The organism is Falsirhodobacter xinxiangensis (assembly GCF_004959935.1).
Taxonomy (GTDB): Bacteria; Pseudomonadota; Alphaproteobacteria; order Rhodobacterales; family Rhodobacteraceae; genus Falsirhodobacter; species Falsirhodobacter xinxiangensis.
In genome coordinates this window covers 248,954-270,781 of record NZ_SMYN01000001.1, presented here as the reverse complement: position 1 = coordinate 270,781, position 21,828 = coordinate 248,954, and the positions used below count along the sequence as shown (strand labels likewise).

Here is a 21,828-nt window from a genome sequence, read left to right as displayed (position 1 = left end):
CGCCCCTCTTACCTGACACGGCGGAGTTGCAGCCAGGTCTGCCACTCCTGCTCGTTTCCGCGGAAGGCGTTGATATCCACCTGACCCCCGATCCCGGGGATCAGGCCGGTGCCGGTATATTGCCAGAACTGCCAATCATGGCCCGGATGCACCTCGCGCGGGTGGCCCGCGACGGACCGCAGCCAGAAGTCATGCCCGCCCACGCGCCACATCTCGTTTTCGCGGAAGAAATCGACGGTGGAATAGATGATCGGGCGCTGGCCGTAATGCGCCTCCAGCAGGGACGAGAAGCGGGCGGCCTGCATCCGCACCACTTCGGGCGGCGGGCGCAGCGTGCAGGTGCGCGAGGTCGGCGTCCATTCCATGTCCAGCACCGGCGGCAGATCGCCCCGGTGACGCGGATAGTTGGCGATGAACCAAGCCGCCTGTTCGTCCGGCGTCCGGCAGAAGTAATAGTAGTGATAGGCGCTGACCGGAACAATCGCCGCGCGCGCGCCCGCCAGATGGGTGGCAAACATCGGGTCGCGGTAGTCGCCACCCTCGGTCGCCTTGACGAAGGCGAAACGCACGCCCGACCCGCTGGCCGCGAACCAATCCACGCTGGACTGATACCGCGCCACGTCGATGCCATGCACGGCATAGGCGGCGGGCACATGCCGTCCGCGCCAGTTCCACGGGGCGGCATCGCCGAAGGGCTGGGGAATGCCGGGGACCGGCTGGGGGCCGCGCGCGCCACAGGCGGCAAGCAGCACAAGCCCGCAAAGGGCAAGCAATCGAAGGGGCGTCATGGAAATCCTGAAAGGCGAATCACATCCGCCTTTTCGCGTGAAACGGATTCCCAGTCACCCGGTTTGTGGCCCGGCGCGCCGATTGGACGCGCCGGGGCCGGGGATCATTGCGGGATGCTGCCCGTGATGCCTTCGACATAGAAGTTCATGCCGGCCAGATCGCCATCTTCGGGCGTCTCGCCCTCGGCCAGCCAGGCCGAGCCGTCCTGCTTGTTCAGCGGGCCGGTGAAGGGGTGTTGACCGCCCACGATGGCGTCGCGCACCGCTTCGGCAGCGGCTTTGACCTCGGCCGGGACGGCGTCGGTGATCTCGCCGATCTCGACCTCGCCTTCGGCAATCCCGGCCCAGGTGGCCTTCTGCTCATAGGTGCCGTCCAGCAGTGCGCCGATCCGTTCGATGTAATAGGGTGCCCAGTTGTCGATGATCGACGACACGCGCGGGCTCGGTTTGAACTCGGTCATGTCAGAGGCCTGCCCGAAGCCGATCACGCCTTCGGTCTTGGCAGCCTCGGCCAGCGGGGCGGTAGAATCGGTGTGCTGAAGGATGACGTCCACGCCCTGTTCGATCAGCGCCTTGGCTGCATCCGCCTCTTTCGCCGGGTCGAACCAGGTATACGCCCAGACGACCGACATGGTGACGTCCGGGTTCACCTTGCGCGCGGCGATGAAGCTGGAGTTGATGCCCTGGATCACCTCGGGGATCGGGAAGGAGCCGATATAGCCGATCTTGTTGGATTCGGTCATGTGGCCCGCGATGGTGCCCATGACCGCGCGGCCTTCATAGAAACGCGCGTCATAGGTGGACACGTTCGCATGGTCGCGCTTGTAGCCGGTGGCGTGTTCGAACTTCACGTTCGGGAACTTGGCCGCGACGTTGTTCGTCTGGTCCATATACCCGAACGAGGTGGTGAAGATGATGTTGCAGCCCGACAGCGCCATCTGGGTCAGCACGCGTTCGGCATCCGCACCCTCGGGCACCGATTCCTGATAGGTCGATGCATCGACGCGGTCGCCGAATTCCTCGATCACGGCCAGACGGCCCTGATCGTGCTGAAAGGTCCAGCCGCCGTCGCCGATCGGGCCGACATAGACGAAGCAGGCCTTGACCTTGTCCATCCCCTGCGCCGAAGCGCCACCCGCGATGGCCAAGGTGGCCGCGGTGGCAAGAAGCAGTTTCTTCATGTGTAACTCCCCAAGGAAAGCCTCAGCGCGAGGCGTGAAAATTCTTGCCCAAGGATGCAGGTGCGGCCGCAGCGATCCGCCCGCGTCCCGAGGACATGATGACCAATACCAGTATCGTTATCAGGTAGGGCGACATCGACAAATACTCGACCGGGATTCGCGCGCCCGCCGCCTGAAGGTTCAGTTGCAGCACTGTGATGCCGCCGAAAAGATAGGCGCCGAGCAACACGCGCCACGGCTTCCAGCTGGCGAACACCACGATGGCCAGTGCGATCCAGCCCGCGCCTGAGGTGATGCCGTCCGTCCATTGCGGCACGCGGATCAGGCTGATGTAGGCACCGCCCAGACCCGCCATCGCGCCGCCGAAGCAGATCGCCAGCACCCGGATGCGCCGCACCTTGTAACCAAGCGCATGGGCGGCCTCGTGGTTTTCCCCCACCGCGCGCAGGATAAGGCCGATGCGGGTGAATTTCAGCACCGCCCATGTGGCCGCGACCATGACCAGCGAGCCATAGACCATCCAGTCATGCCGGAACAGGATGCGCCCCACCACGGGAATATCGGCCAGCGGCCCCAGCGGAACCGCCCCCGTCAGCGGCGGGCGGATGCCGACATAGCCCTGACCGATCAGGCTGGACAGCCCCAGCCCGAACAGCGTCAGCGCAAGGCCCGTCGCCACCTGATTGGCCAGCAGATATTGCGTCAGCAGCGCAAAGATCAGGCTGAGGATCGCGCCCCCCGCCGCACCGCCAAGGAACCCGGCAAGGGGGCTGCCCGTGTTCACGGCCACGGCAAAGCCCATGACCGCGCCGATGATCATCATCCCCTCGACCCCGAGGTTCAGAACGCCGGCCTTTTCCACCACCAGCTCGCCCAGCGCGGCCAGCATGATCGGAACCGACGCGACCATCAGCGATGCGATCAGGACCGCCGGGTTGATACCACCAAGATCCATCACTGCGCCCTCCCGATGCGGATGCGGTAATTCGACAGAAGATCGACGGCCAGCAGGAAGAACAGCAGCATCCCCTGAAACGCCTGAATGGCGGCGGCGGGCAGGCCCAGCATGAACTGCGCCAGTTCCCCGCCGATATAGGTCAGCGCCATCAGCAGCCCCGCCAGCAGGATGCCCACCGGGTTCAGCCGCCCAAGGAACGCGACGATGATCGCCGTGAAACCGTAACCGCTGGCGAAGTCGATGCTTATCTGACCCGCCGGACCCGTCACCTCGAACAGCCCGGCAAGGCCAGCCAGCGCCCCGGAGATGCCAAGGCACAGGATCACCAGCCGCGTGGGCGACACGCCCGCGAACCGCGCTGCCCGCGGCGCTTGCCCCGCCAGCCGGATCGAAAAGCCCAGCATGTGCCGTTGCAGCAGGATATAGGCGAAGGTGACCGCGATGAAGCTTGCCACCACGCCCCAATGCATCCCGGTTCCGGCGATCAATTCGGGGTTCGCGGCGGCGGGATATTGCGACAGGTTGCGCGATCCGGGAAAGCCGCCGCCTTGCGGGTTGCGCAAGGCGCCCAACGCCATGGACGACAGCAGCGATTGCGCGACATAGACCAGCAGAAGGCTGACCAGAATCTCATTGGTGCGGAACACCGTCCGCAGCACCGCCGGGATCATCGCCCATAGGAAACCGCCAAAAGCGCCCGCAATAACCATCAGCGGAAAGATGAACCATCCCCCCATCGGATAGAAGGCCAGCCCCACCGCCGCGCCGGTGATGGCGCCGATGATGTATTGCCCCTCGGCCCCGATGTTCCAGATACCCGCGCGAAAACCCAGCGACAGGCCGACCGCGATCAGAATCAGCGGCCCCGCCTTCACCAGAAGCTGCGGACGGCTGTAGGAGGCGAATTGCGGGTTGAACAGCGGGTCCCAGAAGATCGTGCGGATCGCTTCGACCGGGTTCTTGCCAAGGATGGCGAACATGATGCCGCCCGCGATCATGGTCAGCACGACCGCCAGAACCGGCGTCGCCATGCCCCATGCGCGCGAGGGCGATGCGCGTTTCTCAAGCCTCAGCATGGGCGACCTCCATTCCGTGTGCGCCGCCCATCATCAGGCCGATCTGGTCCATCGTCAGCCCTTGGGTGGGGCGCGGCGCTGTCAGCCGCCCTTCGTTCAGCGCGGCGAAGCTGTCCGCGATCTCCAGCAGTTCGTCCAGATCCTGGCTGATGACGACCACCGCCGCCCCATCCGCTGCGCGGTCGATGATCGCCTGCCGGATCGACGCCGCGGCTGCCGCGTCCACGCCCCATGTCGGCTGGTTGATGACGATGACGGTCGGGGCCTGCGACAATTCACGCCCCACCACGAATTTCTGCAGGTTCCCGCCCGAAAGCGACCGTGCCGCCACATCCGTTCCCGGCGTGCGCACGTCGAATTGCTGCACGATCCCTTCGGCAAAACGGCGCGCGCCCGCCCAGTCGATAAAGCCGCTGCGCGTCAGCCCCTTGCGGACCGACCCCGACAGCAGCGCGTTTTCGACAAGGCTCATGTCGGGCGCCGCCGCGTGGCCCAGCCGTTCTTCCGGCGCGGACACCATGCCCGCCTTGCGCCGCTGGATCGGACCTGCGGCACCGACCGGCACACCCGCGATCTTTACCGCCGAGGGCGACGTCCGCAACTCGCCGTTCAGCGCGAGCAGGAGTTCGTCCTGCCCGTTGCCCGCGACGCCCGCGATGCCCAGAACCTCGCCCTTGCGGACGGTGAAGGTGACGTTCTTCAGTGTCGTGCCAAAGGGGATCGGGGATGCCACCGACAGCCCCGCCACCTCCAGTGCGACCTCGCCCTTGGGCTTGGCCGACCGTTCCGGCGGGGTCAGCATGGTGCCGACCATCAGTTCGGCCAGTTCCCGCGCCGTCTTCTCGCGCGGGGTGCAGGTGGCGACCACCTTGCCGCGGCGAAGGATCGTCGCCTCGTCGCACAGGCTGCGGATCTCCTCCAGCTTGTGACTGATATAGAGGATCGCGGTCCCCTCGCGTGCAAGCTGGCGCAGGGTCTGGAATAGGATGTCCACCTCCTGCGGGGTCAGGACGGATGTCGGCTCGTCCATGATCAGGAGCTTGGGGTCCTGAAGCAGACAGCGGACGATCTCTACCCGCTGCCGTTCGCCCGCCGACAGATCGCCGACCATGCGGTCCGGGTCCAGCGGCAGGCCGTAATCCTGCGACACCTTGCGGATGCGGGCGGCCAACTCGCGCAGCTTGGGCGGGTTTTCCATGCCCAGCGCGACGTTTTCCGCCACCGACAGCGCGTCGAACAGGGAAAAATGCTGGAACACCATCGCGACGCCCAAGGACCGCGCGACCGAAGGTTCCGCCGGGGCATAGTCCTGCCCGCGCAGGCTCATCCGTCCCGCATCGGGTTTCACGAGGCCATAGATCATCTTGACCAGCGTGGACTTGCCTGCGCCATTCTCGCCCAGCAGCGCGTGAACCTCGCCCGGACGGATCTTGAAGGATACGTCGCTATTGGCCACCACGCCGGGATAGGCCTTGGTCAGGCCCTCCACGGTCAGAATTTCGCTCCCCGTCATCCGCGATCTCCGTCTCGGCTTTGTTTTTGCTCAATAGTTGTGCTGCCACGCCAATGGCAATGGCCTGCGGGTGTTTTCCAAGGGCAGTGTCACCTATGGGACATGTGATCCGGTCCGGGTCATGGCCCAGCACGGCGAGGCGGCTTCGGAACCGCGCCCATTTCGTCTGCGACCCGATCAGCCCGGCGAAGGCGAAGCCGTGGCCCAGAAGGCGGTGGCATATTTCCAGATCCAGCGCGTGGGAATAGGTCAGGATCAAGTGCTCGGCCCCCTTCGGCGCATGGGGCACCAGCCGCGCGGGGTCGGCGGCCCAGAGGCGGGTGGTGTAGCTGCGTTCGGGAAAGCGATCCTCGGACGTGTCGATCCAAGTGATCGCAAAACCGGGCAGGGGCGCGATGACATCGACCAGCGCCCGGCCCACATGGCCCGCGCCCCAGATCCAAAGCTCGCGTTCCGCCCGCGCCTCGGGTTCGACCATCCAGCCCTGCACCAGCCCGGGCAGGGGCAGGACGCCCTGATTGCGGGCGATGGCGACCATCCGCTTCACCGCCAGCGGCATTTCCCCCGGCCCGCGCGCGATCACAGGGCCGTCCGGCACCGAGTCATAGCGTTCGGTCAGAAGCGTCACCGCGCCGCCGCAGCACTGGCCCAGCGCGGGGCCAAGCGCGTGTCGGGTCAGCCCCGTGCGGCCCGCGCGCGCTGCGCGGATCGCCTCCCATTCCAGCGCGCCGCCGCCGATGGTGCCAAGGGTGCCACCGTCCCAGACCAGCATCGCCGCACCCACCTCGCGCGGGGACGATCCGTCATGGGCGGCGATGACGACGCGCATGACTGGCCCGTGCCGCGCGATGGCGGCGGCAAGTTCGCTGCGGTCAAACATGGCGCAGCGCCTTCAGGATGCGTTCCGGCGTCGCTGGCGCGCCCAGCGCCGGATACCGCGCACCGCAGGACGCAATCGCATCCGAGATCGCCATGAACGCCGAGATTCCCAGCATGAAGGGCGGCTCGCCCACTGCCTTGGACCTGCCGATGCTGTCCTCGGGGTTCGGACGGCCCCACAGCGCCACGCGGAAATCGCGCGGGCGGTCGGAACAGGCGGGGATTTTATAGGTCGAGGGCGCATGGGTCCGCAGACGGCCCTTGTCATCCCAGACCAGTTCCTCGGTCGTCAGCCAGCCCGCGCCCTGAACATATCCGCCCTCGATCTGGCCGATGTCCAGCGCGGGGTTCAGGCTGCTGCCGGTGTCGTGCAGGATGTCGGTGCGAAGGATGCGGTTTTCCCCGGTCAGGGTGTCGATCACCACCTCGGTCACCGCCGCACCATAGGCGAAATAGAAGAACGGGCGGCCCTGACCGCGCAGCCGGTCCCATGTGATCTTGGGCGTGGCATAGAAGCCGGTTGCCGACAGCGACACACGGGCCTGATAGGCCAGCGCCGCAACCTCGGCAAAGCTGTAATCGGCGCCGCCCACCGTCACGCGCCCGTCCTTGAAGGCGACGCCCGTGGTCTGGTGCCGTTCGCCCAGAAACGCCGCCATCCGATCACGCAGCGTCTCGCACGCGGCCTTGACCGCCATGCCGTTCAGGTCCGACCCCGAGGATGCGGCGGTGGCGGATGTGTTCGGCACCTTGCCCGTGTCGGTGGCCGTGATCTTCACCTGCGCCGTGTCGATCCCGAAGACGCCCGCCGCGACCTGCGCGACCTTCTGGAACAGCCCTTGCCCCATTTCCGTGCCGCCATGGTTCAGGTGGACCGAGCCGTCCTGATACACATGCACCAGCGCCCCTGCCTGGTTCAGCCATGTCAGCGTGAAGGAGATCCCGAACTTCACCGGCGTCAGCGCGATGCCGCGCTTCAGGATCGGGTTCTTCGCGTTCCACTCCGCGATGGCCTTGCGCCGTTCTTGGTAATCCGAGGTTTCGGCCAGCTTTGCCACCAGTTCGTGGCCGATGAAATCCTCGACCGGCATGTGATAGGGCGTGGTCTGCGCCGTGCCGGGGTCGGGCTTCGGGGCGGAATGCGGCACTCCCTCGGCGGCTTGCGAGGTCAGCTCGGGCGTGCTGGCCTGCGGGTGTTGCGGCGCGGGGGCCGGCGCATGGCCCATCGCGCGATAGAAGTTGCGGCGGCGGACCTCCAACGGGTCCATGCCAAGGGTGTGGGCGATGTGGTCCATCACCCGCTCGATCCCGATGACGCCTTGCGGGCCGCCGAAGCCGCGATAGGCGGTGGCGCTTTGCGTATTGGTGCGCAGACGGTGGCTTTCGATCCGCACGGCGGGCAGAAAATAGGCGTTGTCGGCATGCAGCATCGCGCGGTCGGCGACGGGCAGCGACAGGTCCTGCGACCAGCCGCAGCGGAACAGGTGGCGGAACTCGACCCCGGTGATGCGGCCGTCATCGTCGAACCCCGCGCGGTATTCGATCCGCAGGTCATGGCGCTTGCCGGTGATGACCATGTCGTCGTCGCGGTCATAGCGCATCTTGCAGGGCCGTCCCGTCGCGCGCGCTGCAACCGCGCAGGCGATGGCCAGCGCGTTGCCCTGCGATTCCTTGCCGCCAAAGCCGCCGCCCATGCGCCGCACCTCGACCCGCACGGCGTTCATGGGGACGTGCAGGGCGTGGGCAACCTTGTGCTGGATTTCCGTCGGATGCTGGGTCGAGGAGTGGATGACCATGTCGCCGCCTTCCTGCGGCAAGGCCAGCGCGATCTGCCCTTCAAGATAGAAATGTTCCTGCCCGCCGACCTCCATGCTGCCGGAAACGGTATGGGGCGCGGGCGGGATCTCGCCCTTCTGCCAGATGACCGGGCCGTTCTCGAACCGGCTGTTCGCGGCCATGGCCTGATCTACGGTCAGGATCGCGGGCAGTTCGGCATATTCGACGCGGCCAAGGCGGGCGGCCTTGCGGGCGGCCAGATGGCTTTCCGCCACGACGATGAACAACGGTTGGCCGACATAATGGACCCGCCCGACCGCCAGAAGCGGCTCGTCCCCGATCGAGGGCGAGCAGTCGGGCATCGGGTCCAGATCGTCGATCACAGCGACGACGCCGGGCGCATCCCGGACCGCCGACAGGTCCATCGAAAGGATATCCCCATGCGCCACGGTGGACAGCCCGAAGGCCAGATGCAGCGTTCCCGCTGGCACCGGAATGTCATCGACATAGCGCGCCGCGCCCGAAACATGCAGCGGGGCCGCGTCATGCGGCAGGGCCTTGCCCATCATGGCTGGACCTCCAGCACCGAAACCGGATCGCCGGCAAGGTCGTGGACATAGCGGCGCAGCAGGTTGCGCGCGACGGTCAGGCGGTAATCGGCGCTGGCCCGCATGTCGGACAGGGGGGTGAAGTCGGCCTCGAACGGGGCGTCGGCGGTCAGCGGTTTGCCGATCAGCGCATTTTCCACGTTCGTCGCGCGTTTCGGAATGCCCGCCATGCCGCCGAAGGCGATGCGGGCGGCGGTGACGATGCCGCCCTCGACGGTCACGTTGAAACAGCCGCAAACGGCCGAGATGTCCTGATCGAACCGCTTCGAAATCTTGTAGCAGCGGAGCGCGGGCGCGTGACGCGGAATGGTCACGGCCTCCACGAACTCTCCGGGGCGGCGGTCCTGTTTGCGGTAATCGAGGAAGAAATCCTCCAGCGGCATCTCGCGCCGCGCGTTCCCTTGGCGCAGATGCAGGGTCGCGCCCAAAGCGATCAGCGCGGGCGGCCCGTCGCCGATGGGCGAGCCGTTGGCGATATTCCCGCCGATGGTCGCGGCGTTGCGGATCTGGACCGAGGCATAGCGGCGCAGCATCTCGGCAAAGGAGGGATGCACGTCCCGCATCGCATCGCGCAGGGCGGCGATGGTGACACCCGCGCCGATACGGATGCTCTCGCCCATCTCGATCCGCGCAAGGTCCGTGACGCGGTTCAAAAAGATCGGGTCCGGCAGATCGCGCAGGTCCTTTGTCACCCACAGGCCGACATCGGTGGCCCCGGCGATCAAAGTGGCGTCGGGGCGGGCGGCATAGGCGGCGGCAAGATCGTCCACGGATACGGGGTGCGTCTTGGCGCTGTCGGCCAGCCACGGCGCGGGCGCACCCTCGGCAGCCTGCGCGGCGCGGATGATCGGCGCATATCCGGTGCAGCGGCACAGATTCCCCGCCAGCACGTCGTCATGATCCGTCCGGCCCGTGCAATGCGCGACCGCCATCGACATCACGAAGCCCGGCGTGCAGAAGCCGCACTGGCTGCCGTGGTGATCGACCATCGCCTGCTGCACCGGGTGGGGCGTGCCGTCCGGCGCGGCGATGCCTTCGACGGTGCGGACCGCCTTGCCGTCAAGCTGCAGCAGGAACAGGAGGCAGGCGTTCAGCGCCTTGGCCCCGCCCTCATCCGTGACCATGACCGTGCAGGCACCGCAGTCGCCTTCGTTGCAGCCCTCCTTGGTGCCGCACAGGCCGCGATCCTCGCGCAGCCAGTCCAGAAGCGTTCGGGTGGGTGGGGCGTCCAGCCGGACGGGCGTTCCGTTAAGGTGAAACGCGATCTCCATGTCGTCATCCGCCGCGGTCTTTTCGTTGCCTGGCGCGGCTGCCCGATGCGGCGTAAAGCACGGCGCGCCATTGCTGCGATCAGACCATCAAGCGCCTGCGCGGGCCATATGGCAAGCACGGCGTTTCCTGTGTTTCCTGAAGGAGTTTCTTTTCCTGCCGAAAAGCGCGGCGGTCTTTCGCCCGCATTGCGCGTCGGATAGGCTCATACCCATGTCGAATCCCGTCCGCTTTGTCCACCTTCGCGTCCATACCGAATATTCGCTGCTGGAAGGCGCGGTGCCGGTCAAGAAACTGGTCGGCCTGTGCGCCGCCCAGAGCATTCCCGCCGTTGCCGTGACCGATACGAACAACATGTTCGCCGCGCTGGAGTTTTCCGTGACCGCCAGCGGCGCGGGGGTACAGCCCATCGTCGGCTGCCAGATCTCGCTTGCCTACGAGACGGCGGCGATCGGGGAAAAACCCGTGCCGCCCGCGCCGGTGGTCCTGCTGGCGCAGGACGAGGCGGGGTATATGAACCTGATGAAGCTGTCCTCGTGCCTGTATGTGGACAAGGGCGGCCAGCTTCCGCAGGTCACGATGGAGGAGTTGGCGACGCATTCGGCCGGGCTGATCTGCCTGACGGGCGGGCCGGACGGGCCTTTGGGGCGGCAGTTGAGGAACGGGCAGCGAGGCAAGGCGGAAGCGACGCTGCGCCGGATGGCTGCGATGTTCCCGGACCGTCTTTACGTCGAACTTCAGCGTCATCCGGGCGAGGGTGGGCGGCTGACCGACGCCGAGGCGCTGTCGGAGCGCGGCCATGTCGAGATGGCCTATGACATGGCGATCCCGCTGGTCGCGACGAACGACGTCTATTTCCCCAAGGCCGAGATGTATGAGGCGCATGACGCGCTGATCTGCATCGCCGAGGGCGCTTATGTCGATCAGCAGCAGCCGCGCCGCCGCCTGACGCCGCAGCACTATTTCAAGACCGAAGCCGAAATGTGCGCCCTGTTCGCCGACCTGCCCGAGGCGCTGGAGAACACGGTGGAGATCGCACGCCGCTGTGCCTTCAAGGCGGCGAAACGCGCGCCGATCCTGCCGCGCTTTGCCGAGGACGAGGTGGAGGAGCTTCGCCGCCAGGCCCGTGCGGGGCTGGAGGCGCGGCTGGCCGTGATCCCCCATGCCGCGCCGGTCGAGGAATATAACGCACGGCTGGATTTCGAGCTGGGCATCATCGAGAAGATGGGCTTTCCCGGCTACTTCCTGATCGTCGCCGACTTCATCAAATGGGCCAAGGATCACCAGATTCCCGTGGGGCCGGGTCGGGGGTCGGGGGCAGGCAGCCTCGTGGCCTATGCGCTGACGATCACAGACCTGGACCCATTGCGTTATGCACTTCTGTTCGAGCGGTTCCTGAACCCCGAACGGGTGTCCATGCCCGACTTCGACATCGACTTCTGCATGGACCGGCGCGAGGAGGTCATCCGCTACGTCCAGGGCAAATACGGCCGCGACAAGGTGGGGCAGATCATCACCTTCGGCGCGCTGCTGTCCAAGGCGGCGGTGCGCGACGTGGGGCGCGTCTTGCAGATGTCGTTCATGCAGGTGGACCGTCTGTCCAAGATGATCCCCGTCGAAGGCGTGAAGCCCGTTTCGATCACCAAGGCGCTGGCGGACGAGCCGCGCCTGCGCGAGGCGGCGAAGGAAGAGGTGGTCGCGCGCCTCCTGAACTATGGCCAGCAGGTCGAGGGGCTGCTGCGGAACGCATCGACCCACGCGGCAGGTGTGGTGATCGGGGACCGCCCGCTGGACGCGCTGGTGCCGTTGTATCAGGACCCGCGTTCGGACATGCCCGCGACGCAGTTCAACATGAAATGGGTCGAGGCGGCGGGGCTGGTGAAGTTCGACTTCCTTGGCCTGAAGACGCTGACCGTGATCCAGAACGCGATCGACCTGATCCGCGGCGGCGGGCGGCAGCTTCACGAGGCGGCGGATGGGCGAGTGCTGTATGAGCCCGCCAAGGGGGCCGAGAACGACATCGGCCATATCCCGCTGGACGACAAGGCGACCTATGACCTTTATGCGGCGGCAAAGACGGTCGCGGTGTTTCAGGTCGAAAGCTCGGGGATGATGGATGCGCTGCGGCGCATGAAACCGACCTGCATCGAAGACATCGTCGCGCTGGTGGCGCTGTATCGCCCCGGCCCGATGGAGAATATTCCGACCTATTGCGAGGTGAAGAACGGGCTGCGGGAGTTGGAGTCGATCCACCCGACCATCGACTTCATCCTGGCCGAGACGCAGGGTATCATCGTCTATCAGGAACAGGTGATGCAGATCGCGCAGGTCATGGGCGGATACAGCCTAGGCGGGGCCGACCTGCTGCGCCGTGCGATGGGCAAGAAGATCGCCGAGGAGATGGCGAAGGAACGCCCGAAGTTCATCAAGGGCGCGGCGGACACCCACAAGATCGACGCGAAGAAGGCCGGCGAAGTCTTCGACCTGCTGGAAAAATTCGCCAACTATGGCTTCAACAAGTCGCACGCGGCGGCCTATGCGGTCGTCAGTTATCAGACCGGCTGGCTGAAGGCGAACCATCCGGTCGAGTTCATGGCTGGCGTCATGAACTGCGATATCGACCTGACCGACAAGCTGGCGGTCTATAAGCGCGAGGTCGACAAGCTGGGGATCGAGACGGTTCCGCCTTGCGTCAACCGCTCGCTTGCCACGTTCAGCGTGAAGGATGGCAAGCTGGTCTATGGCCTTGGCGCGTTGAAGAACGTGGGCGTCGAGGCGATGAAGATGATCGTCGCTGGGCGCGGCGAGCGTCCGTTCGCGACGCTGTTCGATCTGGCGCGGCGGGTGGATCTGAAGCGCGTCGGCAAGCGCCCGATGGAGATGCTGGTGCGGGCGGGTGCGTTCGATGTGCTGGACGCCAACCGCGCGCGGGTCTTCGACGCGCTGGACGGGCTCGTCGCTTATTCGGCGGCGATCCATGATGCGAAGGCTTCGACCCAAGTGTCGTTGTTCGGCGAGGCGGGGGACGACCTGCCCGAGCCGCGCATGGGATCGCGCGACGACTGGCTGCCGGTGGAGCGGCTGGCCGAGGAGATGAAGGCCATCGGTTTTTATCTGTCCGGGCACCCGCTGGACGATTACATGGCGGCGATCAACCGCAAGAACGTGATGACGCTGTCGGCGCTGACGGTGGCGGCGGAGCGGGGGGCGATGGTGGCGAAGCTGGCGGGTTCGGTCAGCTCCCGGCAGGAGCGGAAGTCGGCCAAGGGCAACCGCTTCGCCTTCGTTCAGCTTTCGGACCCGACCGGGCTTTACGAGGTGACGGTGTTTTCCGACACGCTGGAACAGGCGCGCGATCTGCTGGAGCCCGGGAAGAACGTGGTCCTGACGGTCGAGGCGAATCTGGAGGGCGACACGCTGAAGCTTCTGGCGCGGGCGGTCGAGGATATCGATTCGGTCGCGGCGCAGGGCGGCGGCAAGGGGTTCCGGGTGCATCTGGACCGGGCCGAAGCTGCTGCGTCGGTCGCCGCGCTGTTCGCAAGGGTGGAAGCGGGCGCACGGGGGCGGGGTGAGATCGTGTTCTGCGTGACCGATCCCGATGGGCGCGAGATCGACCTGCGGCTGCGCGAGCGGTACCCCGTGACGCCGCAGATCAAAGGCGCGATCAAGGCGATGCAGGGCGTGGTGCTGGTCGAGGATCTGTAGCGGGGGCGCGACGCTCTCGGGCATCTGCGATGCCGTCGAGCCCCGCGGCCTGCCTTGCGGCAGGCGTCACCCTTTCGGGATGCGGTGCGCGAAGGCTTTGGCGACCGTCACGCTCAGCACGATGCGGGCGACATGGTGGGCGGTCACGTAAACGACGCTGAGCTGGATCGAAAGGGCGATGAGGCTCATCTCGGTCAGGCCACCGGGGGCGAAGGCGAGGAAGATCGCCGGTGCGGGCAGGGCGGTCAGGTGCGACAGCACGAACGCGAAGAGCGAGGCGAGTGCCAGCCCCATGGCCACGTTGATGAATGCAAGGCGTCCGGCCAGCCACAGATGCGCGCGGGGAAGGCCGGCAAACCGCGCGCCGAGCACGGTTCCGACCACCATCTGCGTTCCGGCGATCGCCCAACCGGGGGGCGTGGCATCGGTGAACCCGGCGATATGGACGATGGCGGACATGGCAATCGCCCCCGTCATCGGCGCGGCGGGGAAGCGCAGACGGGTCGCGATCAACACCCCGGTGACGCCGGCCGCCGTCAGAATCGCAAGATCGGCCAGCGTCATCGACCCGCCGCCCTTCATCGGCATGCCTGCGGCCACATGGATGTCGGTCAGCACCAGAAAGGCCAGCGGCACGAGGAAGATCGTGAGGATCAGTCGCAGGAATTGCAGCAGAACCAGCAGGCGGGGATCGGCGCCCGCTTCCTCGCCCAGCATGACGGATTCGATCAGCCCGCCCGGAACCGCGCCGAAATAGGCGGTGGCGGGGGGCAGCGGCCCGAAACGGCGATAGAAGCGATAGCCGAGCCAATGCGCCAGCGGGATGTAAAGCAGCAGCGCCAGAAGGCTGGGCCACCAGCCGGGCATCTGCGCCAGCACCTGCGGGGTGAAGTTGCCGCCGATGGCGACGCCGATGATGGGGATGAAGATCATCCTCAATGTCGGCGGAACGAAGACGGTGCGTTTGAAGGGTCTCAGTTCCAGCGCGGCCGTTATTCCCACGGCCAGCAGCGATCCCATCAGATAGGCGAGCGGCAGATGCAGCGCATGCGCCAGGGTGCCCCCTGCGAACCCGATTGCAAGGGTCGTCAGGGTCGAGATCCAGTCGATTTTGCGAAACGCCTGCATGGGCCTCTCAGACCACCGCTGCGGATAAAGCGCAAGGGCCGCCGCTGCGGCCGCGCCCGAGCGGGGGCTCGATGCCCCCCGAGGGCGCTCTACCAGTGCGGCGGGCGCTGGTCGGCCAGCGGGATCGTCCCACCCTCGTCCGCCTGCCGTTCGGCCTCGCGCTCCAGTAGGAGCCCGACGCGCCGGGTCGTCAATGCAAGCTCGCGTTCCTGCCGGGCGACGATCTCGGACAACTCGTCCACCGTGCGTGTCAGATGCGCGATCTGTTCTTCCAGCTTCTCAGTCCGGTCCATCTGCCCCTCGCGGCTTGCCGCCATGCGCCCCATCCGATAAGGCCCATGTGCGAAGAATAGCGAAGGCTCCGATCATGGCCAAGGACAAGTCCCCCCGCCGCCCGCGCGCTGAAGCCCCCAAGGGTTTCCGTGACTATTTCGGCCCAGACGTCACCGAACGCAAGGCCATGCTCGATGCCATCGCCGAGGTTTATCATCGCTATGGCTTCGATCCGCTGGAGACGTCGGCGGTGGAGACGGTCGAGGCGCTGGGCAAGTTCCTGCCCGACGTCGACCGCCCGAATGAAGGCGTCTTCGGCTGGCAGGACGAGGACGAGCAGTGGCTGGCCCTGCGCTACGACCTGACCGCACCGCTGGCCCGGGTCGCCGCGCAGTTCCGCAACGACCTCCCCAGCCCTTACCGCCGTTACGCGATGGGTCCGGTCTGGCGCAATGAAAAGCCGGGGCCGGGGCGTTTCCGCCAGTTCTATCAGTGCGACGCCGATACGGTTGGCACCGCGTCCGTCGCGGCGGATGCCGAGATTTGCGCGATGCTGTCGGATGCGCTGGAAACGGTCGGCATTCCGCGTGGCGACTATCTGGTGCGGGTCAACAACCGCAAGGTTCTGAACGGCGTGATGGAGGTTGCGGGCGTTCTGGACCCCTCCGACCCCGACCGTTTCGTGGACGAACGCGGGATCGTCCTGCGCGCCATCGACAAGCTGGACCGTCTGGGCGATGCGGGGGTCCGCGCGCTGCTGGGCGAAGGGCGGCGGGACGAGAGCGGCGATTTCACCAAGGGCGCGGGATTGTCGGCCGAGCAGGCCGAGGTGGTCATGGGCTTCATGTCAGCCAAGCGTGCGACCGGTGCCGACACAGCAAACCGGCTGCGCGAACTCGTCGGCGCTTCGGTCGTCGGCCTCGAAGGCGTGCAGGAGCTTGAGCAGATCGCGGAACTGCTCGACCGCCAGGGCTATGGCTCCGACCGGATCGAGGTCGATCCGTCGGTGGTGCGCGGTCTGGGTTACTATACCGGGCCGGTGTTCGAGGCGGAGCTGACCTTCGAAATCCTCGACGAAAAGGGCCGCAAGCGTCAGTTCGGCTCGGTTTCGGGCGGCGGACGTTATGACGATCTGGTCAAGCGCTTTACGGGCCAATCCGTGCCCGCGACCGGCGTGTCCATCGGTGTGGACCGTCTGCTGGCCGCGCTGCGGGCCAAGGGCCGCATGGGGACCGAGGCGCAGGGTCCGGTCGTCGTCACCGTCATGGATCGTGACCGGATGGCCGATTACATGGCCATGGCCGCCGATCTGCGCAACGCGGGTATCCGGGCCGAAGTCTATCTGGGCAATCCAAAGAACTTCGGCAACCAGTTGAAATATGCCGACAAACGCCAGTCTCCCGTCGCTGTCATCCAGGGCGGGGACGAGGCGGCGAAGGGAAGCGTCATCCTGAAGGACCTGATCCTTGGCGCGAAGATCGCCGAGGGCGCGAGCCTTGAGGAGTGGAAGTCCCGCCCCGCACAGGTTGAAATCCCCCGCGCCGATCTGGTGGCCGAGGTTCGGAAGATGCTTTCATGAAAGCCGAAACGCGGGCCGAGGCCGAGCGGCTGTTTGCCGCCTTTCGCGCCGCAGGGGCGGAGCCGGTGGAGGCCGATATTCTGCTGCCAGCCGAAACCCTGCTGGACCTTTATGGCGAGGATATCCGCGCCCGCGCCTATGTCACGCAGGACCCCCTGCGCGGCGAGATGATGCTGCGCCCGGATTTCACCGTTCCGGTGGTGCAGACCCATATGGCGCATGGGGCGGACCCCGCGCGCTACACCTATATGGGCGAGGTGTTCCGCAAGCAGGACCACCTGCTGCCCCGCGCCTCGGAATACCTTCAGGTCGGGTTCGAGGTGTTCGACCGCACCGCCCCCGAGGAGGCGGATGCCGAGGTGTTCGCGCTTTTCGCCACGCTTCTGGAAGGGCTGCACCTGACGCCCGCGACGGGGGATATCGGTATCCTCACCGCGGCGGTCCGTGGGCTTTCCACGACCGAAACGCGGCGCGCGGCGCTGTTGCGCCATGTCTGGCGTCCCAAGCGGTTCCGCCTGCTGCTGGACCGCTTTTCCGGCAAGGTTCCGCCCCATCCCGCCCGCACGCGGCTGCTTCAGGCCATCGAGTCGGGCAAGCTGCCCAAGTCTGGTCCGCAGATCGGCTTGCGTGGGCTGGAGGAGATCGCAGCCCGTGTGAAGGCGCTGGCCGAGGATGCCGGCACCGCGCCGATTCCGACACGAGAGGCTGCGGCGCTGGACGATCTGCTGACCTTGTCCGGCCCGGCGACCGAGGCTCTTGAACGTTTGCGCGACATGGAGGTCGATCTGCCCCAGATCGGCGATGCGGTGGACCGATTCGCGGACCGTCTGCGTGCGCTGCGGGCGCGGGGGATCGACACCGACACCCTGCCGTTCGAGGTGACGCATGGCCGGGCCACGCTGGAATACTACGACGGCTTCGTCTTCAGCTTTCACGCGGCGGACCGGGGCTTGCCGCCGGTCGCGTCGGGTGGGCGCTATGACGCGCTGACGAAGGTGCTGGGGCAGGGGCGGTCGATTCCGGCGGTGGGCGGCATCGTGCGCCCGCACATGGTCGCAGAGTTGAGGGCCGCGTGATGTTGAAGATCGGCGTGCCGTCCAAGGGGCGGCTGATGGAGAAGACCTTCGACTGGTTCGGCGCGCGCGGAGTCGCCATGCGCCGCGACGGGGCGGAGCGCGAGTATTCCGGCGCGGTCGAGGGCGTGGACGGGATCGAACTCGTGATGCTGTCGGCGGGAGAGATCCCGCGCGAGTTGGCGGCGGGGCGCATCCATCTGGGCGTCACGGGCTCGGACCTCGTGCGCGACAAGCTGGCGGATTGGGCGATGCAGGTGGTCGAACTTGCGCCGCTTGGCTTCGGCCATGCGGACCTGATCATCGCGGTCCCGGCCTGCTGGGTGGATGTGGACACGCTGGACGATCTGGATGCGGCAGCATCCAGCTTCCGCCGCACGCATGGGTTCCGGCTGCGGATCGCGACCAAGTATCACCGGCTGGTCCGCGATTACCTGACCGAGAACGGCATCGCGGATTACCAGCTTGTCGACAGCCAGGGCGCGACCGAGGGCACGATCCGCAACCTGACCGCCGAAGCGATCGCCGACATCACCTCGACCGGTGAGACGCTGCGCGCCAACCATCTGAAGATACTGGAAGATGCGGTGGTGCATAAGTCGCAGGCGACGCTGTTCGCCTCGCGCGCGGCGAATTGGGATGCGGCCCCTGCGATGGCGGAGCTGATGGGCAAGCTGGGCCTGTCGGCCCCCGACGCCTTCGGACCGGCCTAGCGCAGCCCCATTTCGGCCAGCGCCTTGGCCAGCGCGGGGGGCAGGGACTCCTCCTCGTCGCGCCCCTCGGGCAGATCGGCAGGGGCGTCCTTGGGGTCGAGATAGCGCCACCCCTGAAACGCCCGGCGCGGCTGCGCCTCGGTCCGAACGATTCGCGGATCGAGGATCAGGGCGCAGCGGGCGATTCCATCCGCGCCCTCCACGCGTTCCAGCCCGGTCAGGGATTGCCGTGCCAGCACCAAGCCCTTGAAAACCCAGTAAAGCGAACCGCCCTCCAGAAGCTCGGCCTCGCGTTTGGGCCACATGCGGGTGACGTGGCGCGGCGCCTCGCCCTGCCAGCGCGTGCGCTGCCAATGGACAAGGTCTTCGACCTTTTCGGCCCCGACGCAAAGTTTCAGAAGATTGACTGTCATGGCGGGTGAAATAACCTTCCCGCGCGCGCCGGGCAATGCGGGCTTTACGCTACGTCAACTTGTCGCTGCCGCATCATTTTGCCGAAAATCGACTTGTCTGACACCTTTGCCGGGGGTAATGCGCCTTGCATTCGGGGGGAAATGCGAAAATCATTCCGCAATCTTCCCGATCACAAGAACGGCAGCGGGCCCACCCGCGCCAATACTGGAGGTTCATTCATGAAGTTCGCCCATCTTCTGGCGGCGTCCACGCTTGCGGTGATGGCCGCAGCCGGGGCCCATGCCAAAACGCTGGTCTATTGCTCGGAAGGCTCGCCCGAAGGGTTCGATGCCGCGCCCTATACGGCTGGCACCACGCTCGATGCGTCGGGCAAGGCGCTTTACAACCGTCTGGTCGAATTCGACCTCGGGACCACGAACGTCATCCCCTCGCTGGCCGAAAGCTTCGAGGTGTCGGAAGACGGGCTGGAATACACCTTCAAACTGCGTCCGGGCGTGAAATTCCACACGACCGACTATTTCACCCCGACGCGCGATCTGAACGCCGATGACGTGATCTTTTCGTTCCTGCGTCAGGCGTCTGCCGATCACCCGTGGAACCAGTATCTGCCGGGGATCAGCTATGAATATTACAACGGCATGGAAATGCCGACGCTGATCAAGGACATCGAGAAGGTCGACGACCTGACGGTGAAGTTCGTGCTGAACCGTCCCGAAGCGCCCTTCCTTGCCAATATCGCGATGAGCTTCGCCTCGATCGTGTCCAAGGAATATGCCGACCAGCTGGAAGCCTCGGGCAACATGGCCGCGCTGAACTCCGCCCCGATCGGGACCGGGCCGTTCAAGTTCGTCGCTTACCAGCCCGATGCCGTGATCCGTTACGCCGCGCATGACGACTACTGGAAGGGCCGCGAGAAGATCGACGATCTGGTCTTTGCGATCACCCCCGATCCGGCAGTGCGCCGCCAGCGTCTGGAAGCGGGCGAATGCCACATCATGCCCTATCCCGCGCCCGCCGATATCGAGGCGCTGAAGGGCAATGACAGTCTTGAGGTGATGGAGCAGCCGGGTCTGAACGTCGCCTATCTTGCCTACAACACCACCGTCGCGCCCTTCGACAATGCCGAGGTTCGCCGCGCGTTGAACATGGCGATGAACAAGCAGGCCATCGTGGACGCCGTGTTCCAAGGCACCGGCACGGTCGCCAAGAACCCGATCCCGCCGACCATGTGGTCCTATAACGACGCGGTCGAGGATACGCCCTACGACCCCGAAGGTGCCAAGGCGATCCTGGCCGAACAGGGTGCCGAAGGCCTGACCATGGAAGTCTGGGCGATGCCGGTGCAGCGTCCCTACATGCCGAACGCCCGCCGCGTGGCCGAGATGATCCAGTCGGATTTCGCAGCCGTCGGCGTGAACGTGAACATCGTCTCCTATGAATGGGGCGAGTATCTGGCGAAATCGACCGAGCCGAACCGCGAAGGTGCGGTGATCCTCGGCTGGACGGGCGACAATGGCGATCCGGACAACTTCCTTGCCGTGCTTCTGGGCTGCGCCGCGACGGGCGATGGCGGTGCGAACCGCGCCCAATGGTGCAACAAGGAGTTCGACGACCTGCTGCAACAGGCCAAGGTGACCTCGGACCAAGCCGAGCGCACCAAGCTTTACGAAGAAGCGCAGGTCGTCTTCAAGCGCGAGAACCCCTGGGCCACGCTGGCGCATTCGACCGTGTTCATGCCGATGTCGTCCAAAGTGACCGGCTACATCATGGACCCGCTGGGCACGCACAACTTTACCGGCGTCGATATCGCCGAGTAAGCGTTCCGTTCTACCTTACGGCGCGTCGGGCCTTTGGTCCGGCGCGCCTCCAACTTTCCGGAAACCGATGATCAGATTTCTTGTTGGCAAGCTGGCCTATCTGATCCCGACCTTCATCGGGATCACGGTGGTCGCATTCAGTTTCGTTCGGCTGCTGCCGGGCGATCCGGTGCTGCTTATGGCGGGCGAGCGGGGGATCACCCCGGAACGGCACGCGCAGCTGACCGCCCAGTTGGGCTATGACAGGCCCGTGGTGGTGCAATACCTCGATTTCGTCATGGGGCTGTTCCAGGGCGATTTCGGCACCTCGCTGGCGACGCGCCGCCCGGTGCTGGGCGAGTTCTTCGCGTTGTTCCCCGCGACGGTCGAACTTGGCCTCTGCGCCGTCATCCTTGCCACGATCATCGGCATTCCTCTTGGCGTCTTCGCGGCGATCAAGCGCGGGTCCGTGTTCGATCAGGTGTCGATGGGTGCCGCGCTGGTCGGGTATTCCATGCCGATCTTCTGGTGGGGTCTGCTGCTCATCATCTTCTTCTCGGGGATGCTGGGGTGGACGCCGGTTTCCGGGCGGATCGATCTGCTTTACTTCTTCCCGAACGGCACCGGCTTCATGCTGATCGACAGTCTTATGTCGGGGCAGAGCGGGGCATTCACATCCGCGCTGCGACACCTGATCCTGCCAAGCGTCGTGCTGGCCACGATCCCGATGGCGGTCATCGCGCGCCAGTCGCGGTCGGCCATGCTGGAGGTGCTGTCCGAGGATTACGTCCGCACCGCCCGCGCCAAGGGCATGTCGCCCTTCCGCGTCGTCGGCATCCACGCGCTGCGCAACGCGCTGATCCCGGTCATCACCACCATCGGTCTGCAGATCGGCGTCGTCATGGCCGGCGCGATTCTGACCGAGACGATCTTTTCCTGGCCGGGCATCGGCAAATGGATGATCGATTCGATCTCGCGCCGCGATTACCCATCCGTTCAGGGCGGCCTGCTGCTGATGGCGGGGGTCGTGATGATCGTGAACCTGCTGGTCGATCTGCTTTACGGCGTGATCAACCCGCGCATCCGGCATTCGTGAGGG

The 21,828-nt window shown here is 65.9% G+C and carries 17 protein-coding genes; 6 read left to right on the top strand and 11 right to left on the bottom strand.

Features of this window, described 5'->3' with window-relative positions; all coding sequences use genetic code 11:
* Positions 1 to 8 precede the first annotated feature (8 nt).
* The 8 genes from E2K76_RS01375 to E2K76_RS01340 form a co-directional block, all read right to left on the bottom strand.
* Positions 9 to 788, bottom strand: coding sequence for a GH25 family lysozyme (locus tag E2K76_RS01375; RefSeq protein ID WP_136682472.1), 780 nt, complete (start codon positions 786 to 788; stop codon positions 9 to 11).
* Between the two features lie 104 nt (positions 789 to 892).
* A complete protein-coding gene (locus tag E2K76_RS01370) occupies positions 893 to 1,969 on the bottom strand; it encodes a BMP family ABC transporter substrate-binding protein (protein ID WP_136682471.1) in 1,077 nt (358 codons plus the stop codon).
* Positions 1,970 to 1,991: 22 nt separating this feature from the next.
* On the bottom strand, positions 1,992 to 2,924 hold the full coding sequence (locus E2K76_RS01365; RefSeq protein WP_136682470.1) for an ABC transporter permease: 933 nt from the start codon (positions 2,922 to 2,924) through the stop codon (positions 1,992 to 1,994).
* Positions 2,924 to 4,003, bottom strand: coding sequence for an ABC transporter permease (locus tag E2K76_RS01360; protein ID WP_136682469.1), 1,080 nt, complete (start codon positions 4,001 to 4,003; stop codon positions 2,924 to 2,926). Before E2K76_RS01360 ends, E2K76_RS01365 begins: the two co-directional genes overlap by 1 nt.
* On the bottom strand, positions 3,990 to 5,516 hold the full coding sequence (locus E2K76_RS01355; RefSeq protein WP_136682468.1) for an ABC transporter ATP-binding protein: 1,527 nt from the start codon (positions 5,514 to 5,516) through the stop codon (positions 3,990 to 3,992). The genes E2K76_RS01360 and E2K76_RS01355 overlap by 14 nt, the downstream gene beginning before the upstream one ends.
* Positions 5,449 to 6,396: a xanthine dehydrogenase accessory protein XdhC gene (gene xdhC, locus E2K76_RS01350; protein ID WP_136682467.1), complete on the bottom strand. Its 948-nt coding sequence runs from the start codon at positions 6,394 to 6,396 to the stop codon at positions 5,449 to 5,451. Before xdhC ends, E2K76_RS01355 begins: the two co-directional genes overlap by 68 nt.
* Entirely contained in the window at positions 6,389 to 8,740 is a 2,352-nt protein-coding gene (gene xdhB / locus E2K76_RS01345) for a xanthine dehydrogenase molybdopterin binding subunit (RefSeq protein WP_136682466.1), read from the bottom strand. Before xdhB ends, xdhC begins: the two co-directional genes overlap by 8 nt.
* Positions 8,737 to 10,050, bottom strand: a complete 1,314-nt coding sequence (locus tag E2K76_RS01340; protein ID WP_136682465.1) for a xanthine dehydrogenase small subunit — start codon at positions 10,048 to 10,050, stop codon at positions 8,737 to 8,739. Before E2K76_RS01340 ends, xdhB begins: the two co-directional genes overlap by 4 nt.
* Positions 10,051 to 10,261: 211 nt before the next feature.
* On the opposite strand from E2K76_RS01340, the gene dnaE reads away from it, so the two are divergent.
* Complete coding sequence (dnaE, locus tag E2K76_RS01335; RefSeq protein WP_136682464.1) at positions 10,262 to 13,753, top strand: DNA polymerase III subunit alpha; 3,492 nt, start codon at positions 10,262 to 10,264, stop codon at positions 13,751 to 13,753.
* A gap of 66 nt (positions 13,754 to 13,819) precedes the next feature.
* On the opposite strand, the gene E2K76_RS01330 is transcribed toward dnaE, so the two are convergent.
* Both E2K76_RS01330 and E2K76_RS01325 read right to left on the bottom strand, forming a co-directional pair.
* Entirely contained in the window at positions 13,820 to 14,881 is a 1,062-nt protein-coding gene (locus E2K76_RS01330) for an AbrB family transcriptional regulator (protein WP_136682463.1), read from the bottom strand.
* Between the two features lie 89 nt (positions 14,882 to 14,970).
* Positions 14,971 to 15,198 (bottom strand): SlyX family protein, encoded by a 228-nt coding sequence (locus tag E2K76_RS01325; RefSeq protein ID WP_246032848.1) that lies wholly within the window; start codon positions 15,196 to 15,198, stop codon positions 14,971 to 14,973.
* Positions 15,199 to 15,248: 50 nt separating this feature from the next.
* On the opposite strand from E2K76_RS01325, the gene hisS reads away from it, so the two are divergent.
* From hisS to hisG, 3 genes are read left to right on the top strand one after another with little or no spacing between them, the layout of a single operon-like run.
* Positions 15,249 to 16,733, top strand: a complete 1,485-nt coding sequence (gene hisS, locus E2K76_RS01320; protein ID WP_136682462.1) for a histidine--tRNA ligase — start codon at positions 15,249 to 15,251, stop codon at positions 16,731 to 16,733.
* Entirely contained in the window at positions 16,730 to 17,809 is a 1,080-nt protein-coding gene (locus E2K76_RS01315) for an ATP phosphoribosyltransferase regulatory subunit (protein ID WP_136682461.1), read from the top strand. The genes hisS and E2K76_RS01315 overlap by 4 nt, the downstream gene beginning before the upstream one ends.
* Positions 17,806 to 18,519 (top strand): ATP phosphoribosyltransferase, encoded by a 714-nt coding sequence (hisG, locus tag E2K76_RS01310; RefSeq protein WP_136682460.1) that lies wholly within the window; start codon positions 17,806 to 17,808, stop codon positions 18,517 to 18,519. Before E2K76_RS01315 ends, hisG begins: the two co-directional genes overlap by 4 nt.
* On the opposite strand, the gene E2K76_RS01305 is transcribed toward hisG, so the two are convergent.
* On the bottom strand, positions 18,516 to 18,932 hold the full coding sequence (locus tag E2K76_RS01305; RefSeq protein ID WP_136682459.1) for a DUF1489 family protein: 417 nt from the start codon (positions 18,930 to 18,932) through the stop codon (positions 18,516 to 18,518). The genes hisG and E2K76_RS01305 overlap by 4 nt on opposite strands.
* A gap of 219 nt (positions 18,933 to 19,151) precedes the next feature.
* Here E2K76_RS01305 and E2K76_RS01300 point away from each other — a divergent pair, with 219 nt between their 5' ends.
* On the top strand, positions 19,152 to 20,750 hold the full coding sequence (locus tag E2K76_RS01300; protein WP_136682458.1) for an ABC transporter substrate-binding protein: 1,599 nt from the start codon (positions 19,152 to 19,154) through the stop codon (positions 20,748 to 20,750).
* Positions 20,751 to 20,817: 67 nt separating this feature from the next.
* On the top strand, positions 20,818 to 21,825 hold the full coding sequence (locus tag E2K76_RS01295) for an ABC transporter permease subunit (protein WP_136682457.1): 1,008 nt from the start codon (positions 20,818 to 20,820) through the stop codon (positions 21,823 to 21,825).
* Positions 21,826 to 21,828: the final 3 nt, after the last annotated feature.

What these genes read in the sequence shown, in the direction of transcription:
- E2K76_RS01375 (WP_136682472.1), bottom strand. Translation starts at nt 788, where the DNA reads ATGACGCCCCTTCGATTGCTTGCCCTTTGCGGGCTTGTGCTGCTTGCC.
- E2K76_RS01370 (WP_136682471.1), bottom strand. Translation starts at nt 1,969, where the DNA reads ATGAAGAAACTGCTTCTTGCCACCGCGGCCACCTTGGCCATCGCGGGT.
- E2K76_RS01365 (WP_136682470.1), bottom strand. Translation starts at nt 2,924, where the DNA reads ATGGATCTTGGTGGTATCAACCCGGCGGTCCTGATCGCATCGCTGATG.
- E2K76_RS01360 (WP_136682469.1), bottom strand. Translation starts at nt 4,003, where the DNA reads ATGCTGAGGCTTGAGAAACGCGCATCGCCCTCGCGCGCATGGGGCATG.
- E2K76_RS01355 (WP_136682468.1), bottom strand. Translation starts at nt 5,516, where the DNA reads ATGACGGGGAGCGAAATTCTGACCGTGGAGGGCCTGACCAAGGCCTAT.
- xdhC (WP_136682467.1), bottom strand. Translation starts at nt 6,396, where the DNA reads ATGTTTGACCGCAGCGAACTTGCCGCCGCCATCGCGCGGCACGGGCCA.
- xdhB (WP_136682466.1), bottom strand. Translation starts at nt 8,740, where the DNA reads ATGATGGGCAAGGCCCTGCCGCATGACGCGGCCCCGCTGCATGTTTCG.
- E2K76_RS01340 (WP_136682465.1), bottom strand. Translation starts at nt 10,050, where the DNA reads ATGGAGATCGCGTTTCACCTTAACGGAACGCCCGTCCGGCTGGACGCC.
- dnaE (WP_136682464.1), top strand. Translation starts at nt 10,262, where the DNA reads ATGTCGAATCCCGTCCGCTTTGTCCACCTTCGCGTCCATACCGAATAT.
- E2K76_RS01330 (WP_136682463.1), bottom strand. Translation starts at nt 14,881, where the DNA reads ATGCAGGCGTTTCGCAAAATCGACTGGATCTCGACCCTGACGACCCTT.
- E2K76_RS01325 (WP_246032848.1), bottom strand. Translation starts at nt 15,198, where the DNA reads ATGGCGGCAAGCCGCGAGGGGCAGATGGACCGGACTGAGAAGCTGGAA.
- hisS (WP_136682462.1), top strand. Translation starts at nt 15,249, where the DNA reads ATGGCCAAGGACAAGTCCCCCCGCCGCCCGCGCGCTGAAGCCCCCAAG.
- E2K76_RS01315 (WP_136682461.1), top strand. Translation starts at nt 16,730, where the DNA reads ATGAAAGCCGAAACGCGGGCCGAGGCCGAGCGGCTGTTTGCCGCCTTT.
- E2K76_RS01305 (WP_136682459.1), bottom strand. Translation starts at nt 18,932, where the DNA reads ATGACAGTCAATCTTCTGAAACTTTGCGTCGGGGCCGAAAAGGTCGAA.
- E2K76_RS01300 (WP_136682458.1), top strand. Translation starts at nt 19,152, where the DNA reads ATGAAGTTCGCCCATCTTCTGGCGGCGTCCACGCTTGCGGTGATGGCC.
- E2K76_RS01295 (WP_136682457.1), top strand. Translation starts at nt 20,818, where the DNA reads ATGATCAGATTTCTTGTTGGCAAGCTGGCCTATCTGATCCCGACCTTC.